The following is an 18797-nucleotide window of genomic DNA, read 5'->3' as shown; positions in this document are numbered from 1 at the left end:
GGCGGGACGAGCACGGCCTCCGGCCCCCGGGGACACCTCCGATCGCCGCCCAGGAGGTGTCGTCCTAGGCCGAGGCGACGGCCGCCAGGGCCGTCACGGCCGTTATCCCGGCGCAGATGCTCAGGTTCACGGTCCTGTGCTCCCAGAACACCGCGACGAACTCGCGCAGCGTGGCGCTCGGCCAGAAGTACGTGGCCGTCGGGGAGCCGAGCACCTGGCCGTTGACCCCGGCCGTGCGGGCCGTCATCGCGGCGCGGAAGGCGTGGAAGTTGTTGGTGACGACCACGCACCGGTAGCCGGGGTCCGCACCGGCCATGATCGTCCGGCTGAAGGCGAGGTTCTCCCTCGTCGTGGTCGAGCGGTCCTCCAGCCGTATCCGCTCCTCCGCGACGCCCCGCGCGATCAGCCAGTCGGCCATCGCCCGCGCCTCCGAGAGCTTCTCGTCCGTGCCCTGCCCGCCCGAGACCAGCAGCACCGGGATCCGGCCGCCCCGGGCCTCCTGGGCGGCGTGGATCTGCCGGCCCTTCTCCAGCCGGGACGCCAGCAGCGGGGACACCCGCTCCCCGCAGATGAGCCCGGAGCCCAGCACCACCACGTAGTCGACGTCGCCGCGCACCGTGATCCGCCCGTAGAGGAAGGCGTAGGCGAGGAAGCAGAGGAAGAGGAAGGAGACGTAGCCGACGAGCATGACCAGCCCCGCCACCAGCGTGTCCGCGACCCGGTTGCCCCGCCCCGCCACCCCGAGGACCAGCGCGATCAGCGCGAAGATCCCCAGGCCCGCCCCCATGGAGAGCATGTTGGTCGGACTGCGCCCCTCCTTGCGGAGCATCGTCAGACCGTTGCGGATCAGGTAGCCGCCGAGGACGAGCGTGCCGAGCGTCGGCACGACCAGCACCAGCAGCACGGCGATCGCGTCCAGCGGTGACGGCAGTTCAGGTATCCGCAGCAGCAGGCCGATCGACCCGAACATGAGGGTGAGGCCCAGGAGGACCGCGTTGCGGAAGCGCCGGCGGTCCTCCCGCACGCTCACGCAGAAGAGGACGAAGAAGAGCGCGGCGGGGACAAAGGCGAGCATGCCGCCCATCGTAGGCGGACGGCCCGCACCCCCCTCCGGCCCGGACCCGCGGCGGCGTTCAGCGGCCCCGGTGGGGGGTCCTGCGGACCGAACGCCCCGCCAGGACCTCCGTCCTGTGCCCGTCCCGCATCACGAACCGGCCGTCGATCAGCACGTGCGGGATGCCGCTCGGCAGGACGCGCGGGTTCTCGTACGTCGACCCGGCCGCGACCGTGTCCGCATCGAACAGCACGAGATCGGCCCGGTACCCGGCCCGCACCAACCCCCGGTCCGCCAGCCGCAGCCGGGCCGCCGGACGGCCCGCCAGATGGGCCACGCACTCCTCCAGCGAGAGCACCCCGAGCTCGCGCACGTAGTGGCCCAGGTAGTGCGGGAAGGTCCCGTACGCCCGCGGATGCGGTTTCGCGCCCTGGAGGATGCCGTCGGAGCCGCCGGTGTGGACGGGATGCCGCATGATCGCCCGGACGTTCTCCTCGTGGCCGACGTGCTGGAGGACCGTCGGCCCCAGCCGGTCCGCCAGCAGCAGCCGCCGGGCGCTCTCCCAGTCCCGCAGGCGCGTGCCCACGTACGACCCGTGCGCCGGGTCCGCCGTCCCCGCGATCTCGATCGTCGCCCAGTCGACGGGGACGCCGTGGCAGCCGTCCGCCCCGGTCACCTCCAGCGCGTGCCGGATCCGCTGCGACTCGGCGTCGTCGCGCAGCCGGGCGAGCACGGCCCGCGGTCCTCCCTCGTTCGCCCAACTCGGCAGCAGCGCCACCAGGGTGGTGCAGCCGGGGGTGTACGGGTAGGAGTCGAGGCTGATGTCGGCCCCGGCGGCGAGGGCCTCGTCGAGGAGGGCCAGCAGCTCCCCGGCCCGGCCCTCGTTCTCCGCGAAGTTCATGGTGGCGTGCGCCAGGTGCAGCGCGCATCCGGCCTCCCGGGCCAGCCCGACCATTTCCGCGTACGCGGCCAGGGCGCCGCGCCCGTACGAGCGGTGGTGCGGGCAGTAGTAGCCGCCGTACGAGCCCACCACCCGGCACAGCTCCGTCAGTTCGGCGCCGGACGCGTACATGCCGGGGGTGTACGTGAGCCCGGACGACATGCCGACCGCGCCCTGCGCGAGGCCCTCGGCGACGAGGGTGCGCATCCGGTCGAGTTCGGCGGGGCTCGCGGGGCGGTCCTCCCAGCCGAGGGCGTACGCGCGGACGGTGCCCTGCGGGACGAGGTAGGCGGCGTTGACGGCGATGCCGGTGCGGTCGAGCCGGTCCAGGTACCCGCCCACGTCCCGCCAGTCGAACGCGATGTCCTCGCCCGCGCCGTTCCAGCCGGTGATGGCCGCCCGGACCTCGGCGAGCGTGCGGTCGTCGACCGGCGCGTACGAGAGCCCGTCCTGGCCGAGGACTTCGAGGGTCACGCCCTGCGCCGCCTTGGCGCTGTGGTCCGGATCGCGCAGCAGGGCGAGGTCGCTGTGCGCGTGCATGTCGACGAAGCCGGGCGCCAGGACGAGCCCGTGCGCGTCGACGGTGTGCCGGCCGCCGGAGCGGATCCGGCCGATCTCGGCGATCCGGCCCTCGTGGACCCCCACGTCGGCGGTGTACGAGGGCCCGCCCGTGCCGTCGACGACGCGGGCCCCGCGGATGACCAGGTCCACCGGCTCGGCCCGACCCGCCTAGAAGAAGGTGCGGACGTAGTCGGTGACCGTTCCGTCCGCCTCCACCACCGGGATCAGCGGCCACTTCTCGAAGATCGTGCACGGGTGGGACATCCCGAGCGCCACCCAGTCGCCGACCCGCACGTCCCCTTCCGCTTCGGTCTCCAGCCAGGCGTGCTGGTCGGACAGCTTGACCACGCGGACCCCGGCGGCCGGGCGCTCCTCGCCGGTCAGCGCGTCGCGCACCAGCTCGGCCTCGGGCAGTCCGAGGTCGTACGCGATGTCGCGCTTGCCGGCGTTGACGAAGGCCTGCGTGGGGGAGGGGCGGGAGACGACCTGCGTCCACAGCCGGAAGGCGGGGCGCAGGCCGCCCTCCTCCGGGACCCGGTTGAAGGGGGTGAGGCGGGTGTACCAGCCGTGGTCGTGGGAGACGTACGCACCGGAGCGCAGCAGCTTGAGCACCGGCCGGGAGAGCTCCGGGAGCCCGCCGAACACGTCGGCGACGGCGTCGAACCAGGCGGAGCCGCCGGCGCTGACGACGATCTCGTCGAGATCGGCGGCGAAGCGCCCGGCCCGGTCGAACTCGACGGCCAGTCCCGTGAGCCGGCGCAGGTACGCGTGCACGGACTCCGGGTCGGCGCCGGGGACCTCGGCCTCGTACCCGGCGATGCCGACCAGGCGCAGGGTGGCCGCCCCGGCCACGGCGTCGGCGACGGCCCGGCAGTCCTCGTCGGTCCGCGCGCCGGTGCGGGCGCCCTCGCCGGCCCCGAGCTCGACGACGACGTCGACGACCTGGGAGCGCCCCCGCAGGGCCCGGTCCATGAGCTCGACCCCGCGGACCGAGTCGACGTAGCAGACGAAGCGGAAGCCGGGGTCGGCGGCGAGCTCGTCCGCCACCCAGTGCAGCGCCGCCGGGTCGACGAGCTCGTTGGCGAGGAAGATCCGCCGGATGCCGAAGGCGCGGTAGACGCGGGCCTGGTGGGGGACGGCGGCGGTGATGCCCCAGGCGCCGTGCTCCAGCTGGCGCTCGAAGAGCTGCGGGGCCATGCAGGTCTTGCCGTGCGGGGCGAAGGCGAGGCCGTGGCGGGCGGCGTACGCGCCGAGGGCGGTGAGGTTGTGCTCCAGCGCCTCGGCGTCGAGGGTCAGGACCGGGGTGGTGAACCCGCCGGCGTACAGGTTCCGCTTCTCGGCGGCCAGCTGCCCGACGGTGAGGCCCGCCCGCCCGGCGTCGGGCGGCAGCCCCTTGAACCGGTGGTCGAGCGGTTCGTCGGCGAGCCGTCGGACTGCGTCGCTGCCCATGCGGATTCCTCCTCGTGTTGCACCTGCTGCAACACCCGTTGCGTGTTGTGCCGCTTGCTGTCTAGCATCCTGCGTACGAGGGGTCAACGGCCGGCCTCGTGCACCGGTTCCGGACGGCCGGGGCGGCGGTGACGGCCGGGACGGCCGCTGAGGCCGGGACGGCCGTGGGACGGCGGCGGCACGGGAGGAGACGGCGTGAGCCAGTCGGTGGAGCGGGCGCTGCGGATCCTGCCGCTGCTCGCGCGGGGTCCGGCGGGACTCGGCGAGGTCGCCGAGGAGCTCGGCGTGCACAAGAGCACCGCGCTGCGCCTCCTGCGCACCCTGCACGAGCACGGCTTCGTCTACCGCCAGCCCGACGGCCGCCACCGCCTGGGCGCCCAGCTCTTCGCGCTCGCCGCCGAAGCCGTGGAGAACCTCGACGTCCGCACCGTCGCCCACCCCCACCTCGTCGAGCTCAACCGCCTCACCGGCCACACCGTGCACCTCGCCCTCCACCAGGACGACGAGGTCGTGTACATCGACAAGGTCGAGAGCCGCTACCCCGTCCGCATGTACTCCCGCATCGGCCGGCCCGTCCCCCTCACCGTCGCCGCCGTGGCGAAGCTGCTGCTCGCCGACCTCCCCGAGGCCGAGCGGCGGGCCCTCGCCGAGCGCATCGAATACCCCCGCCACACCGCCCGCTCCACCCCGGACGCGCAGGCCTTCCTGCGCGAGCTGGCCCTCGTACGGGAACAGGGCTGGGCGGCCGACCTCGGCGGGCACGAGGAGTCGGTCAACTGCCTCGGCGCGCCCGTGCGCGGACCGGACGGGCGGGCCGTCGCGGCGCTGTCCGTCTCCGCGCCCAGCGTCGTCGTCAGCGCCGAGGGACTCCTCGAACTGCTCCCCCTGGTCCGGCGCACCGCCGAGACCATCAGCCGGGAGTACTCCGGCTCCCCGCTCGCCCCACACCACGACGAGGACACCCCGTGACCGAGAAGACCGCCATCACCCCCGACACCCACACCACCCCGCCGGCCCGCTTCTCGCACGGCGTGCGCAAGGGGAACATCCTCCAGGTCGCCGGCCAGGTCGGCTTCCTCCCGCACGTGGACGGCCAGGCGCCCACCCCCGCCGGCCCGACCCTGCGCGAGCAGACCCTCCAGACGCTGGAGAACGTCCGCTCCGTACTGGAGGCCGGCGGCGCGGGCTGGGACGACGTGATGATGATCCGCGTCTACCTGACCGACACCGGCCACTTCGCCGAGATGAACGAGCTCTACGACGCCTACTTCGAGCAGCAGGGCCTGAAGGAGGCCCCGGCCGCCCGCACCACGGTCTACGTGGGCCTGCCCGCCGGCCTCCTCGTCGAGATCGACGCGCTCGCCGTCCTCGGATGAGGCGGCGGGCACGGCGAGGGGCGCCCCCCTGGCGGTGAGGCGCCCCGGCTCACGGGCCCGGCCCGTGCCGTCGGCTCACGTGCAGTACTGCGCCTGCTTCCCGATCGAGCGGTACATGCAGTCCGCGTTCTCCAGCAGTTGGAGCACGGCGTCGCGGTTGCGCGCCGTCTCCCGCTCGATCACCTCGTCCGGCGGGTAGAAGCCGCCCCCGCTGCCGGACTCGGACGGGTACATCTCGAAGGTGTACGTGAAGATCTTCTGGTTGCCCCACAGCCAGTCGTCGATCGTCCCGTCCGTGATGTACAGGTCGCTCGACTGCTCCGGCGTGTAGCCGTTGCTGCGGGCCATGCTCGTGCCGATGGTCTTGTAGACGGCGAGGTCGTCCGCCGTCAGGCCCGGCGCGGTGTCGTTGTACGTCCACCCGAACGGCCACAGCACCAGCTGGCTGTACGTGTGGAAGTCGATCGAGGCGGTGATCTGCTGCTTGCCGCCGATCACGCGGCTGCGCACGAAGTCCGCGACCACCTTCACCTCGGGGGACGACTCGCCGGCCGCCCCGCGGTAGGTCTCGGAGCTCTTGCTGCTGCTGGAGCCGCCGCAGCAGCCCCACTTGTAGTCCCAGTTGCGGTTCAGGTCGGTGCCGACGTACGAGGAGCCGGAATTCGGCTGCCGGTTCTTGCGCCAGGAGCGGTACGAGCCGGTCGCGATGTCGTACTCGCCGCCGTCCGGGTTGAGGTCCGGCACGACCCAGATCTCGCGGCCGTTGACCATGTCGGTGATCCGCGAGTCGGTGCCGTACTTGGAGCCGAACTCCTTGAGCAGGTAGAGCGCCATCTCGACGGTCAGGTGCTCGCGGGCGTGCTGGTGGTGCGTGAAGAGCACCTCGGGCTCGTTCTCGTCGGTGGCGACGTTGTCGCTGATCTTGATGGCGACGATGTCCCGGCCCTGGTACGACTTCCCGATCACCTTCTTGCTCATGATCGAGGGGTACTGCGCGATGCGCTGGTCGATCTCCGCGCTGGCCTCGGCGTAGTTGTGGTACATCGAGTCCTTGGACGGGAAGTCCATCGGGCTCGCCGCGACGCCCCGCTCGGAGCGGTCCGGCGGCCCGGGCAGCGCGGTCAGCTTGTAGCCGAGTGCGCGCAGCTCCCTGGCCTGCATGGGGTCGGCGCTGACGACGACCGAGCGGGCGTCGACCTCGTCGATCGAGACGCCCGTACGGAGCAGGGCCGTGCGCTCGGCGGCGGTGGCCGGGCCCTTGACCTCGTACTGGACGATCGCCTCGTCCTGCGTGGCCGTCGAGGGGGTCGGGGGCGGGGCCGCCGTCGCGCTCATGCCGTAGGCGGGCGCACCGAGCGCGAGAGCGAGCAGGGCCGCCGTGACGGCGGCCCTGCCTCGTGTGTGGAGCCGCATGCGTTCTCCTGGGTGGGAGTGTGGGGGTAGCCGTGCGGACGCGCACAGCGTGCTCTCATGGCATGTCCCGGTCAAGGACTTCATTCCGGCCAGATCCGCCGGGCGGGCGGCCCGGCGGACGGCCGTCCGCCGGGACGGCCACCCCCACACGTACCGCCTACGGCAGGGCGTGAACCTTCGGACCCACCGAGTTGGACCAAGCGCCACCCGCCTTGGCGTCCCAGTTGGTCGACCAGGTCATCGCCCCGCGCAGCCCCGGGTAGGTCCGCGACGGCTTGAAGGTGCCGCAGTTCGTGCCCCTGGCCAGGCAGTCCAGGGCGTTGTTCACGACGGTCGGGGAGACGTACCCGCTGCCCGCGCCGCTCGGCGAGGCCGGTACGCCGATGCCCACCTGCGAGGGGTCGAGCCCGCCCTCCAGCTGGATGCAGGCCAGTGCGGTGAGGAAGTCCACCGAGCCCTGCGAGTAGACCTTGCCGTCGCAGCCGAGCATCGAGCCGCTGTTGTAGTACTGCATGTTGACGACGGTCAGGATGTCCTTGATGTTCAGCGCCGTCTTGAAGTAGCCGCCCGCCGCCGACTGCATGTCGATCGTCTGCGGGGCCATCGTGATGACGAGCGAGGAGCCGGCCTTGGCGGACAGCGAGCGCAGCGCCTGCGTCATGTAGGTCGGGTTGAGGCCGTTCTCCAGGTCGATGTCGATCCCGCCGAAGCCGTACTCCTGCATCAGCGCGTACGCCGAATTCGCCAGGTTGTTCGCGGAGGCGGAGTCGTTGACCGAGATGGTGCCCTTCTCGCCGCCGACGGAGAGGACGACGGACTTGCCGGCCGCCTTCTTCGCCGCGATGTCGGCCTTGAACTGCGCGACCGTGTAGCCGCCGAGGCCCGCCGAGTCGAGGTTGAAGGCGATGGCCCCGGGCGTGGTCGTGGCGTCGGCGAAGGAGACCGCGATGATGTCGTACTGGGACGGGACGTCGGAGATCTTCTGGACGGTCGCGCCGTTGTTGAAGTTCTGCCAGTAGCCCGTCAGGGCGTGCCTGGGCACCGAGGGGTTCGGGTTCGGGTTGCCGCCGCCGGTCGTCGTGCCGGTCACCGCCGCCGACTTCGGGCCCTCGCCGGCCGCGTTGTACGCGCTCACCTGGAAGGAGTACGAGGTGGCCGCGGCGAGCCCGGTGATCTGGGCGGGGGATCCGGTCACGGTCGTGACGCGGACGCCGTCCTGATAGACGTGGTAGCCGGTCGCTCCGCCGACCGCGTTCCACGAAAGGGTGAGCCCGTTCGCGCTCTGGCCGGAAACGGCGCTCCCGCCCGGGGCGCCGGGGACGGACGGGCCCGGGTCGGTGCCGCCGCCCCCGTCCGGGCCGAAGACGCTGAAGTCGTCGACGACGTAGGCCGGCTGCCCGTACCAGCCGTGCGTCCACACGGTGACCTGGGTGGTGTTCGCGCCCGTCGTGAAGGTGGTGGAGAGCTGCTGCCAGCCGCCGCCCGAGCCGGGGGTCCAGGTGGACACGTCCTGCGTGCCGGTACCGGTCACGCCGAGGTAGACGTACGAGCCCTGCACCTGCTCGCTGAGCGTGTACGTCGAGTTCGGCTTGACCGTGACGGTCTGGCTGCACTGCGCGCTGTCCTGGCCCGCCGGGGTGGCCTTGAGGGCGGCCGCCCCGCCGTGGACTGGTGAGGAGACGACGGCCCCGCTCCCGGAGGTGCAGGTCCAGTTCGCCAGACCGGACTCGTAGCCTCCGTTGCGGACGACGTTGACGTCGGCGGCCTGCGCGGTGCCGGCGGCGAGGGCGGTCAGCCCGCCTGCGGTCAGGGTGGCGGCGCCCAGCAGGGCGAGCGAGCGTATGCGGTTCACGTGGTCTCCGTGGGGGGAGAAGGGGATGTGAAGGGGGAGGTGGAACAGGTGAACGAACGCGCCCGGGGCCCTGGGTGGGGGAGGCCCGATGGGAACGTCACGGCGTGGGCCCCAAGTTGGTCCAGACCAATCTTCCTGTCAAGGCTCTTTGCAATGTGGCTTGAATTGATCGGCCGTCCGATCCCGGATGTCCGGGTTTCCCGCCACCTGTGACCGGGGCCGCCGGCACGGGAATCACCAAGGCCCTGCCCCGCCAGGGACGACGCGGATATGGTGCTGGGGCAAGGGGGAAGGACGCCGATCGTTTGCGGTCGCGCAGGGGTGCGCGTACGTGACGTCGGCGCCGACGTATGGGGCGTACGGGGTGAACAGGGGGATTCGCGTGCCGACCGCCATTGCCGTCACCAGCGCCGATCTGGTGCTTCCGGCCCCCGACCGGCACACACCGCCGGCCGTCGTCCTGCACCCGCCCGGACAGCTCGACCTCGCGGGGGCTCTCGCCGAGACGAGCGCCCTGCTGGAGCGCCACGGCCACCTCGTGGCCGTCGTGCCGCCCTGGCTGCCGACCGCGACCGTCCAGCGGCTGCACACCGTACGGGCCATCCTGGAGACCGACCGGATCGCCCTCCTCGACGTCGATCTGCCCCCGCTGGCCACCGCCCTGCTGGTACGTCAGCTGCGCCAGCTCAGCGTCTGCGACTTCAGTCCCGGGATCATCGCCTCCGCGGCCCGGCTGCTGTCCCACTACATCCACGCCGGGGCGCTCCTGGGATCGGTCGCCAAACTGGACCGGGTCCCGGTGAGCCTCAAGGCGCACGCCCGCTCCTGGTCGCCGAGCGCCCAGTTCGCCGTACTGGCCCACCCGACCCCGCACCTGGCCAGGCTGACCGGCTCCGGCGGGGGCGGTGCGCACGCCGGGGGCTCCGCGCTGCCGCCCGGCCCGGCGTACGCCACCCACCTGACCTTCGCGCGCGGCCAGCTCTCCTCCGACTGGGTCACGGCCGAACTCGCCCCCGCCTGGCGGGTCCAGGGCGTGATGGAGAACCCGCTCCCCGCCGACTCCCCCGCGTGGTGGGCCACGGCGAAGCTGGTCGAGTTCGCCGCCGCCATCCCGGACCCCTCCGTGCTCTACCAGCTGGTCGCCTCCGTCCGCCGCGAGCAGTGCCACTGGTGCGGCCTCGAACTGATCGGCGACCGCTGCGGCTTCTGCGCCGCTCCCCTGGCCGCCCCGCCGCCGGCCGGGACCGGGGAGCACGCGACACCGCCGGCCTTCGCCGGCGCCCCCAGACCAAGACACTGACCGGCTGACCGATCGAAGAACGGCGAGGTAGTACGGCCCATGAACTCACGCCAGCGCCGCGGCGTCATCCTGCTGCTCCTGTCGGCCCTGTGCGCCCTCGCGGCGTTCGGCGGGGTCCTCGTGGTGATCGGCGACGTCAATTCCAAGGTCGGGGCCGAGGTCACCGCCTACCGCGCCAAGGGCGACATCCCGCCGTACAGCCCGCTGTCGGCGGGACAGTTCGAGGAAGTCTCCATCCCCAAGCGCTGGCTGTCCGACACCGCCGTCACCGACCTCGGCCGGCTCAAGGACAAGATCGCGCTCACCACCCTGCGCAAGGGCTCGCTGCTCCAGTCGGACATGTTCGTCGACAAACCGCAGCTCCAGCCCGGGGAGCAGGAGATCGCGATCATGATCGACGCGTCGACGGGCGTGGCCGGCAAGATCTACTCGGGCGCCAAGGTCAACATCATCGCCACCTTCAAGGGGGCCAAGGAGTCCGATCCCTCCCGCTCGGTGATCATCGTGGCCAACGCCCGCGTCCTGAACGTCGGCAGACTCACCGCCCTCGACAAGGACAGCGACAAGAAGGGCCCCGCCGAGGCGGTCCCGATCACCTTCGCCCTGAACACCAAGGACACCCAGCGCGTCGCGTACGCCGAGTCCTTCGCGGAGCACGTGCGCCTGGCCCTGGTGGCCCCCGGCACCGACTCCGCGCCCGGCCCGGGCGACCGCACGTACACCCTCGACGGGGACAAGTGAGGCCCGGATGACCACCCGAATCCTCCCCGCGGCCGCCGACCCGGACGCCGCCCGCGCCATCTCCACCCTCCTCAGCCAGCTCCCGGCCGCCGAGCCGGGCGCCCCGGTCCCCGACTCCACCACCCTGCTCGACACGCTGGGGCGGCTGGCCGCCGAGTCCATCGACGAACTGCCCGAGGTCGTCCTCGTACACGAGCGGATCGGGCCGGTGCCCGCACTCGACCTCATCCGCGAGGTCGCCCTCCGCTTCCCGGCCGTGGGCGTGGTGCTGGTCTCCTCGGACGCCGGGCCGGCGGTGTTCTCCGCCGCCATGGACTCGGGCGCCCGCGGGGTGATCGGGCTGCCGCTCGCCTACGAGGAGCTCGCCGCCCGCGTCCAGGCCGCCGCCCAGTGGTCCGTGGGCGTACGCCGCCACCTGGGCCGGGGAGCCGACGTGTTCACGGGCCCCGGCGGCAAGGTGGTCACGGTCGCCGGGGCCAAGGGCGGCGTCGGCACCACCTTCACCGCCGTGCAGTTCGCGCTGGCCGCGGCCGCCTCGGGGCGGCGTACGGCCCTGGTCGACATGGACCTCCAGGCCGGCGACGTCGGCTCCTACCTCGACGTGCAGTTCCGGCGCTCCATCGCCGACCTCGCCGGGATCCACGACATCTCCCCCCGGGTGCTCCAGGACGCGGTGTACGAGGACCGGACCGGGCTCGCACTGCTGCTGGCCCCCGCGGAGGGCGAGCGGGGCGAGGAGGTCGACGAGCGCGCCGCCCGGCACATCGTCGCCGCCCTGCGCGGCCGGTACGAGCTCGTCGTCATCGACTGCGGCTCCCAGGTGACCGGCGCGAACGCGGCGGCCGTGGAGACGGCGGACGTGGCCGTCCTGGTCACCACCCCCGACGTGGTCTCCGTACGGGCGGCCAAGCGGCTGGTGCGGATGTGGGAGCGGCTCCAGGTGCGCAAGGCCGAGGACACCGCGATGGTGGTCAACCGCTGGAGCAAGCACACGGAGATCCAGCCCTCCCTGATCGAGAAGATCACGAAGACCCGGGCCACCCGGACCCCGGTGCCCGCGGCCTTCAAGGAGCTCCAGGCGGTGGTGGACGCCGGCCGGGTGCAGGACCTCGACAACCGCTCCAGCGTCAAGCAGGCGCTGTGGACGCTCGCGGGCGAACTGGGCCTGCTGGTTTCCCCGTCCGGGGAACAGCCCGAGGCCGCCGCCGCGGGAGCCCCGGGCGCCGCCCTGGCCATACGGGCCGCGGGCCCGGTGGCGCGGCTGCGCCGGGGCCGGGAGGGCTGACGGATGCCCGCGCGCGGACCCGTACGGGCCGCCCGGCGCGACCGCGGCCAGGTGGCGGTCGAGTTCGTCGGCATGGTGCCCCTGATCCTGCTGCTCGTGGCGGCGGTGTGGGAGTGCGTACTGATCGGGTACGCGTTCTCCCTGGCGGGCAACGCGGCGGACGAGGCGGCCCGGGTGGGCGCGGTGCACGGGGACGGGGCGTGCACGGACGCGGCGGGCCGGCACATCGGGGGTGCCTGGCGCATGAAGGTGATCTGCGGGGAGTCGGGGGACGTCTACAAGGCGACCGTGCAGCTCAACCTCCCGGTCTTCTTCCCCGGCCTGGACATCGGCATGCCGATCACGGGCGAGGGCGGCTCCGCGAAGGAGGACGAGTGAAGCGGTACCGAGACCGGATACGGGACGTGGACGGCGGCCGGGACCGTGACCGGGGCCGTGACCGGGGCCAAGTGGCCCTGGAGTACATCGGCTTCGTCCCGATCCTGCTGTTCGTCGCGCTCTGCGGGATCCAGCTCGGCTGGGCGGGCTACGTCCACCAGCAGGCCGAGACCGCCGCGCGCACCGCCGCACGGGTGGAGGCCCGCAACCCGGGTGCGGGGTCGGCGGCGGGGACGGCGGCCATCAGCTCCGGCCTGGACCCGACGGTCCACGTGGCCTCGAACTCCGACGCGGTCACCGTGAAGGTCAGCATCCCGATCAAGTCCATCGTGCCGGGCTTCTCCATCGACCCGGCCACGGCCACGGCCGTCATGCCCAACGACGATCCGAAGGGGTGAGCGCACCATGAGCCTGCGTTCCCGCGTCAACACCCCCGACGACCGGCACAGTCCGCGCGAGGACGGCCGGCTGGTCTCCGCGTACCGCGCGAAGCTGCTGGAGGAGATCGACCTCGCCGAGATGTCGGCGCTCGCGCCCGCCGAGCGCCGCGCCCGGCTGGAGCGCGTACTCGGGCACATCATCAGCCGCGAGGGCCCGGTCCTGTCCACCGTCGAGCGGGCGCAGCTGATCCGCAGGGTCGTGGACGAGGCGCTCGGCCTCGGCGTGCTCGAACCGCTCCTCGAAGACGCCTCGATCTCCGAGATCATGGTCAACGGACCGGACCAGATCTTCGTCGAGCGCGCCGGCCGGGTCGAACAGCTGCCGCTGCGCTTCGCCTCCAACGAACAGCTGATGCAGACCATCGAGCGCATCGTCTCCACCGTCAACCGGCGCGTGGACGAGGCCAATCCGATGGTCGACGCCCGCCTGCCCAGCGGCGAGCGCGTCAACGTGATCATCCCGCCGCTCTCCCTGACCGGCGCCACCCTCACGATCCGCCGCTTCCCGCGCGCCTTCACCCTGCACGAGATGATCGGCCTCGGCTCACTGGACGAGCAGATGCTCCTGCTGCTGTCCGGGCTGGTCCAGGCGAAGATGAACGTCATCGTGTCCGGGGCCACCGGCACCGGCAAGACCACGCTCCTCAACGCCCTCTCCGGGCTGATCCCGGAGGGCGAGCGGATCATCACCATCGAGGACTCGGCCGAGCTCCAGCTCCAGCAGGCCCACGTCATCCGCCTCGAATCCCGTCCGGCGAACGTGGAGGGCAAGGGCCGCATCACCATTCGCGACCTCGTACGCAACTCCCTGCGCATGCGCCCCGACCGCATCATCGTCGGCGAGGTCCGCGGCGGCGAGACCCTCGACATGCTCCAGGCGATGTCCACCGGCCACGACGGCTCCCTGGCCACCGTCCACGCGAACAGCGCCGAGGACGCGCTCATGCGCCTGCAGACCCTGGCCTCCATGTCCGAGGTGGAGGTCCCCTTCGAGGCCCTCCAGGACCAGATCAACAGCGCCGTGAACGTGGTCGTCCAACTGACCCGCTTCGGCGACGGCTCACGCCGCCTCACCGAGATCGCCATCCTCGACTCGCACGGGCGCGAACCCTTCCGGATCACCACCGTCTGCCGGTTCGCCGCCCAGCCGATGGGCGCCGACGGCCGCGTCCACGGGTACTTCGAGTACTACCCGCTGCCGCGCCGGATCGCCGACCGCCTCTACATGAACAACCAGCCGATCCCCCAGGCCTTCGGGGTCGCCATGTCCGACGACCAGCTCGCCACCCGCATCACCCGGACCGCCCTGTGAACCCACTGATCCTCCTCACCCTCGGCGTCACCCTGCTGGCCTGCGTCCTCGTGGTCGCGGGAGTCCAGGCGTACGCCGCCGGCCGCGCCCAGCGCGCCGCTCTCGTCGAACGCCTCGCCGCCGACGGCGCACCGGAGCCGACGGGCCGCCGGCGCCGCTTCCCCGGCGTGGACCGGCGGCTGCGCCGGACCGCACTCGGCAAACGGATCGAGCTGAAGCTTGCCGTGACCGGCCTGGACCTCACCCCCGGCGAGTTCTTCGTCTACGTGCTGATGTCGGTGGCCGGGGTGTGGCTCGTCGCGGCCAGCTTCCTGGCCCCGTTCTTCGGCCCGGTGGCCGGCTTGATCGGCCTGTGGGCGGCCGACGCCTACCTCAACTGGCAGCGGGCCCGGCGCAGTGAGCGCTTCATCAACCAGCTGCCCGAGCTCGCCCGCATCCTCGCCAACGCCACCCAGGCCGGGCTGGCCCTGCGTACGGCCATCGCCATAGCGGCGGAGGAGCTGGAGGCCCCGGCGGGCGAGGAGCTCTCGCGGGTCGCCGACCGCCTCGCCGTCGGCCACTCCATCGACGAGGCACTGGGCGAGATCGCCGAACGGCTGCCCTCGCGGGAACTGGTCGTACTGGTCTCGACGCTGGTGCTGTCCGCGCGGGCGGGCGGCGCGATCGTCGGCAGCCTGCGCAACCTGACCGTGACGCTGGAACAGCGCAAGGAGACGCGGCGCGAGGTCCGCACCCAGCTCTCCCAGGTGACCGTGACGGCCTACCTGGTACCGGTGATCGGGCTCGGCTCGCTGCTGCTCGTGAACACGATGATGCCGGGCGCGCTGGACCGGATGACCGGCGCGTTCTTCGGCCAGACGGCCGTGCTGGTGGCCATCGGGCTCTTCACGCTGGGCTTCGTCCTGATCCGCCGGCTCTCGAAGATCGACGTGTGAGGGGGCGACGACGCACATGACGGCTCTGCTGCTCGCCGTACTGCTGGGGATCTCGGTCCTCGGCGTCTTCCACGGCATCCGCCTCTACCGCGCCGAGGTCAAACTGCCCAGCGACCTCGCGCTCGCCCTGGAGGTCGGCGCCACCCGTACGACCGCCGTCGGATCGGCCGTCGACCGCCTCGGCATCCGCTGGGCGCCGCTCGTCCTGCGCCTGATGGGCCCGGCCCGGGTCGCCCGCAAGCGCCGCCAGATCGACCTGGCGGGCAATCCGGCGGGCCTGACCATAGACCGGTACGCGGCGCGCCGCGCGGTGTACGGGTTCCTCGGCGCGCTCGGCGCGTTCTCCATGCTGATCAACGGGCAGCTCGTACCGGCCCTGCTGATGGTCGCGTTCGGCCTCTTCTGGATCGAGGTCGGCCTGTGGTCGGCGATCCGGGTGCGGCGCGACCACATCGAGCGGACGCTGCCCGACTTCCTCGACGTGCTCGCGGTCGTCGTCAGCGCCGGGCTCGGCTTCCGGCAGGCGCTGGAGCGGGTGGCGGCCAAGTACGAAGGCCCCTGGTCCGACGAGATCCGGATCACCCTGCAACAGATGGACATGGGCGTCAGCCGCCGCCAGGCCTTCGACGAGCTGCGCAGGCGCAACGACTCCGAGCAGGTGGCGCAGTTCGTCACCGCACTGCTCCAGGGCGAGGAGCTGGGCTCGCCGATCGTGGACACGCTGATCGCGATCGCCGAGGACATGCGCCGCACCGACGCCCAGAACGCCCGCCGGCGGGCGGCCCGCGCCGTCCCGAAGGCCACGTTCGCGGTGACCATGTTCATGCTGCCCGGGACGCTGATCCTGCTGGTGTGCGGCTTCGTGTACGGCGCGGACGTGGACTTCGGCGCACTGCTCGGGGGCGGGTGAACCATGGCGGTCCTCCACATCCCCCTCGCCGGGCCGGCCCTAGGCGCAAGGACGGCGGAGGGGGAGCCCTCCCCGGCGCTCCAGTCCAACGCGCTCCAGGCGCTCTGCCGCCGGGTGTTCGCGTTCCGGATGGTGATGATCGGACTGGGCGCGCCCCTGGCGCTGGGGCGCACGGCGGGCGGCGGGCCGGCGTACCTCGTCGGCGGCGCGATCCTGCTCACCTTCATGCTCTCGTACGTGCTCTTCCGCGACTGGGAGCGCTTCGGGCCGCTGCTGCTGCGCCACCGCTGGCTGCTGGCCCCGGACCTGGCGTGCTGCGGGCTGCTGCTGGTCACGGCCCGGCCCGAGTCGCCGCTCGGCTTCGCCGTGCTCTGCACCCCGCTGCTGGCCGGGCTGGTCTGCGGGTGGCGCGGCTCGGCGGTGTACGCGGCCCTGTCGGCGGTGGCCGTGGCCGCCGTGGCCGGGGGGCTGACGCTGCCGGCGCTGTGCCTGCTGGCGGGCGCGGCCGGAGCCTCGCTCCGGGACCTCCTCTTCCGCTTCGGCGCGGCCGGCCAGGCCCTCACGGAGGCGCGGGCCCGGCTGGCCGTGGCCGAGGCGGTACGGGCCGAACGGGACCACCTGGCCCGCGAGATGCACGACTCGGTGGCGAAGACCCTGCACGGCCTGGCCCTGGCGGCGGACGCCCTGGCCCGCACCACGGACCCGGCCGCCGTGCGCCGCCAGGCGGCCTTCCTCTCCGGCGCGGCCCGCACGGCGGCGGCGGAATCCCGGGCCCTGCTGACGGACCTGCGCCGGGAACCGGAGGGGACCCCGGCCCCGCTGGCGGCCGAACTCCGCCGCCTGGTCGGCACGGACGCGGAGCTGCACGTGCGGGGCGCCATCCCGGAGCCGTCGGCCGCGGTGGCCCACCACATCCTGTCGATCACCGCGGAGGCCCTGGAGAACGCCCGCCGCCACGCGGAGGCCTCGCGGGTGACGGTCACGGCGGCGGCCGGCGCGACGGACCTCACCGTGACCATCGAGGACGACGGCCGCGGCCTCCCCCCGGACGCCCGGCTCTCCCGGGGCCGCTACGGGCTGCTCGGCATGGCGGAACGCGCGCGGGCGATGGGCGCCCGGCTGACGATCGAGGCCCGGCGGCCCGGCCCCGGGACGGTGGTGGCCCTGCACCTCCCGCTCGCGGGCCCTGCGGGGGAGGCGGGCCCGTGACCGCGCTCCGCGTCCTGATCGCAGACGACAACCCGGTCGTACGGGCGGGCCTGGCGTCCCTCCTGGCGACGGCGCGGGACATGGAGGTGGTGGCCCAGGCCTCGGACGGCCGCGAGGCCCTGAGCCTGACCCGCAGGCACGCCCCGGACGTGATCCTGCTGGACGTGCGCATGCCGGGCGTCGACGGCATCTCGGCGCTGCCGCACCTCGTACAGCTGGCGCCCGTACTGATGCTGACGTACAGCCAGGAGTCGGAGGTCGTCCGCGAAGCGCTCCTGCTGGGCGCGGGCGGCTACCTGGTCCACGGCGAGTTCACGCCGGAAGACCTGGTCCGGGCGGTCCGGGACGTCCGCGAGGGCCGGGCCCACTTCACGACGACGGCGGCGAGCGCACTCCTCGCGGAACTCCGAACCTCTTCGCAACCGCAACGAAGTGTGGCACGCTCTCCTGAGAGACTGCACAACTCGGTTCTCTTCGGCCTGAGTTCGAGGGAGGCAGAGATCATGGACCTCATCGCGTCCGGGATGAGCAACCAGCAGATCGCCGCCACCTGCTTCATCAGCGAGAAGACGGTGAAGAACCACATCAACCGCATCTTCGCGAAGCTCCAGAGCACGAGCCGCAGCGAGGCCATAGCCCGCTGGCTGGGAACCGCGCGTCCAGGGGTGAGCGGCCATGGGTAGACGGAGTGCGCAGTGGGTCCGTAATTGGGCCCCGGGACCCTTGGTTATCACCGGTGACTCCCCGTACGGTCCGCAAACCAACAGCGTCGTCACCGGCCCGGGAGGAAACCCCCATGTTGCAGAACACCCTGGCGAGGATGCGGAACCGCTACGGAACCAAGACCACCCAGGACCGAGGCCAGACGGCCTTCGAATACCTGGGCATCATCCTGGTGGTGGTGGTCATCATCGGCGCAATCGTCGGCACGGGCATCGGCCAGGACATCACGACCAAGATCAAGGATCAGATCACCTCCATCACAGCAGGCAAGTGATCGGGCGCCGACTCGACGACCGCGGGCAAGCTTTCCCTATCTACATCGTGGTGGTGGCGGGTCTGCTCTTCGCGGCGCTCGCCTTCTTCGCCGTAGGGATGGCAGGCGCCACTCGCAGCAATGCGCAGGGTGCTGCCGACGCGGCGGCGCTGGCGGCCGCCCGCGATACAAGGGACAGCCTCTTCTCGGGACTTGACCTGGTCAGCCTAAAACCAGCTGACTGGGAGGACGTAGTCAGCGGTGAACTCCTCAAGGTGGACGGAGCCTGTGCGAAGGCTGCTGCCTTCGCCAGCCTGAACGACGCGGATGTGGAGTGTGAGCCGGCCCTTCCAAGGTTCACAGTCAGCGTCACCACCCGCGGCACAGTAGGCGATTCAGTCGTTCCGGGTGCCAGCGGAACGAAAGGCAAAGCCAAGGCGACGGCCCTGATCGAGCCGCGATGCACGCTGCGATCGGCGCCCGCTCCCGGCCAGACGCCCACGCCGGCACCCACAGCGACGCCGAGCCCGTCACCTTCACCTGGGGTGGGCAGCGTCACCTTCGTGTGCAAGGGCAAGACGCGCACGTTGGACCCCTCGAATCCAGGTCCGTTGTCCCAGCTGACGAGAGCCCTCTTCAGTGTGCGACTGGTCGACTGACAGCGAA

At 72.3% G+C, this 18797-nt stretch carries 19 protein-coding genes; 14 read left to right on the top strand and 5 right to left on the bottom strand.

The genetic code is table 11. From position 1 onward, the window contains the following. Positions 1 to 64 precede the first annotated feature (64 nt). From ACFYXV_RS03680 to ACFYXV_RS03670, 3 genes are read right to left on the bottom strand one after another with little or no spacing between them, the layout of a single operon-like run. Positions 65 to 1075, bottom strand: a complete 1011-nt coding sequence (locus tag ACFYXV_RS03680) for a YdcF family protein (RefSeq protein ID WP_385465371.1) — start codon at positions 1073 to 1075, stop codon at positions 65 to 67. 58 nt (positions 1076 to 1133) lie between these two features. Further along, positions 1134 to 2705: an amidohydrolase family protein gene (locus ACFYXV_RS03675; RefSeq protein WP_389381931.1), complete on the bottom strand. Its 1572-nt coding sequence runs from the start codon at positions 2703 to 2705 to the stop codon at positions 1134 to 1136. Between the two features lie 18 nt (positions 2706 to 2723). Further along, positions 2724 to 4004 carry an amino acid deaminase gene (locus tag ACFYXV_RS03670; protein ID WP_385465377.1) on the bottom strand — a complete coding sequence of 427 codons (1281 nt, stop codon included), beginning with the start codon at positions 4002 to 4004 and terminating at the stop codon, positions 2724 to 2726. 195 nt (positions 4005 to 4199) lie between these two features. On the opposite strand from ACFYXV_RS03670, the gene ACFYXV_RS03665 reads away from it, so the two are divergent. Together ACFYXV_RS03665 and ACFYXV_RS03660 are read left to right on the top strand one after the other, a co-directional pair. Continuing rightward, entirely contained in the window at positions 4200 to 4973 is a 774-nt protein-coding gene (locus tag ACFYXV_RS03665; RefSeq protein WP_385465380.1) for an IclR family transcriptional regulator, read from the top strand. Beyond that, the gene (locus tag ACFYXV_RS03660; RefSeq protein WP_385465383.1) at positions 4970 to 5380 is read left to right on the top strand and encodes a RidA family protein; all 411 of its coding nucleotides are present in this window, start codon (positions 4970 to 4972) and stop codon (positions 5378 to 5380) included. The genes ACFYXV_RS03665 and ACFYXV_RS03660 overlap by 4 nt, the downstream gene beginning before the upstream one ends. 75 nt (positions 5381 to 5455) lie before the next feature. On the opposite strand, the gene ACFYXV_RS03655 is transcribed toward ACFYXV_RS03660, so the two are convergent. Together ACFYXV_RS03655 and ACFYXV_RS03650 are read right to left on the bottom strand one after the other, a co-directional pair. Continuing rightward, the gene (locus ACFYXV_RS03655) at positions 5456 to 6793 is read right to left on the bottom strand and encodes a M14 family metallopeptidase (protein ID WP_385465386.1); all 1338 of its coding nucleotides are present in this window, start codon (positions 6791 to 6793) and stop codon (positions 5456 to 5458) included. Between the two features lie 157 nt (positions 6794 to 6950). After that, positions 6951 to 8645: a chitinase gene (locus ACFYXV_RS03650; RefSeq protein WP_389381930.1), complete on the bottom strand. Its 1695-nt coding sequence runs from the start codon at positions 8643 to 8645 to the stop codon at positions 6951 to 6953. A gap of 382 nt (positions 8646 to 9027) precedes the next feature. Between ACFYXV_RS03650 and ACFYXV_RS03645 the strand changes: the two genes are divergently transcribed. The 12 genes from ACFYXV_RS03645 (at position 9028) to ACFYXV_RS03590 (ending at position 18790) form a co-directional block, all read left to right on the top strand. Then, positions 9028 to 9945 carry a hypothetical protein gene (locus ACFYXV_RS03645; RefSeq protein ID WP_389381929.1) on the top strand — a complete coding sequence of 306 codons (918 nt, stop codon included), beginning with the start codon at positions 9028 to 9030 and terminating at the stop codon, positions 9943 to 9945. 39 nt (positions 9946 to 9984) lie between these two features. Beyond that, positions 9985 to 10686 (top strand): Flp pilus assembly protein CpaB, encoded by a 702-nt coding sequence (gene cpaB / locus ACFYXV_RS03640; protein ID WP_383340909.1) that lies wholly within the window; start codon positions 9985 to 9987, stop codon positions 10684 to 10686. 7 nt (positions 10687 to 10693) lie between these two features. Then, on the top strand, positions 10694 to 11971 hold the full coding sequence (locus ACFYXV_RS03635) for a CpaE family protein (protein ID WP_389381928.1): 1278 nt from the start codon (positions 10694 to 10696) through the stop codon (positions 11969 to 11971). 3 nt (positions 11972 to 11974) lie between these two features. After that, positions 11975 to 12349 carry a TadE/TadG family type IV pilus assembly protein gene (locus ACFYXV_RS03630; RefSeq protein WP_389381926.1) on the top strand — a complete coding sequence of 125 codons (375 nt, stop codon included), beginning with the start codon at positions 11975 to 11977 and terminating at the stop codon, positions 12347 to 12349. Beyond that, the gene (locus ACFYXV_RS03625; RefSeq protein WP_389381924.1) at positions 12346 to 12747 is read left to right on the top strand and encodes a TadE/TadG family type IV pilus assembly protein; all 402 of its coding nucleotides are present in this window, start codon (positions 12346 to 12348) and stop codon (positions 12745 to 12747) included. The genes ACFYXV_RS03630 and ACFYXV_RS03625 overlap by 4 nt, the downstream gene beginning before the upstream one ends. A gap of 7 nt (positions 12748 to 12754) precedes the next feature. Beyond that, the gene (locus ACFYXV_RS03620; protein WP_383340897.1) at positions 12755 to 14101 is read left to right on the top strand and encodes a CpaF family protein; all 1347 of its coding nucleotides are present in this window, start codon (positions 12755 to 12757) and stop codon (positions 14099 to 14101) included. Next, the gene (locus tag ACFYXV_RS03615) at positions 14098 to 15036 is read left to right on the top strand and encodes a type II secretion system F family protein (RefSeq protein WP_383492177.1); all 939 of its coding nucleotides are present in this window, start codon (positions 14098 to 14100) and stop codon (positions 15034 to 15036) included. The genes ACFYXV_RS03620 and ACFYXV_RS03615 overlap by 4 nt, the downstream gene beginning before the upstream one ends. Positions 15037 to 15052: 16 nt before the next feature. Further along, entirely contained in the window at positions 15053 to 15946 is an 894-nt protein-coding gene (locus tag ACFYXV_RS03610) for a DUF5936 domain-containing protein (protein WP_385465405.1), read from the top strand. Positions 15947 to 15949: 3 nt separating this feature from the next. After that, on the top strand, positions 15950 to 17155 hold the full coding sequence (locus ACFYXV_RS03605) for a sensor histidine kinase (protein ID WP_385465408.1): 1206 nt from the start codon (positions 15950 to 15952) through the stop codon (positions 17153 to 17155). After that, positions 17152 to 17838 (top strand): response regulator, encoded by a 687-nt coding sequence (locus tag ACFYXV_RS03600; protein WP_385465411.1) that lies wholly within the window; start codon positions 17152 to 17154, stop codon positions 17836 to 17838. The genes ACFYXV_RS03605 and ACFYXV_RS03600 overlap by 4 nt, the downstream gene beginning before the upstream one ends. A gap of 113 nt (positions 17839 to 17951) precedes the next feature. Then, complete coding sequence (locus ACFYXV_RS03595; protein WP_389381922.1) at positions 17952 to 18152, top strand: hypothetical protein; 201 nt, start codon at positions 17952 to 17954, stop codon at positions 18150 to 18152. Continuing rightward, a complete protein-coding gene (locus ACFYXV_RS03590) occupies positions 18149 to 18790 on the top strand; it encodes a pilus assembly protein TadG-related protein (protein WP_389381921.1) in 642 nt (213 codons plus the stop codon). Before ACFYXV_RS03595 ends, ACFYXV_RS03590 begins: the two co-directional genes overlap by 4 nt. Positions 18791 to 18797: the final 7 nt, after the last annotated feature.

The sequence above is a fragment of the Streptomyces sp. NPDC002181 genome (assembly GCF_042890485.1).
GTDB lineage: Bacteria > Actinomycetota > Actinomycetes > Streptomycetales > Streptomycetaceae > Streptomyces.
Note: the sequence above shows the minus strand (reverse complement) of the source record. Positions and strands in the feature narration are given on the sequence as shown.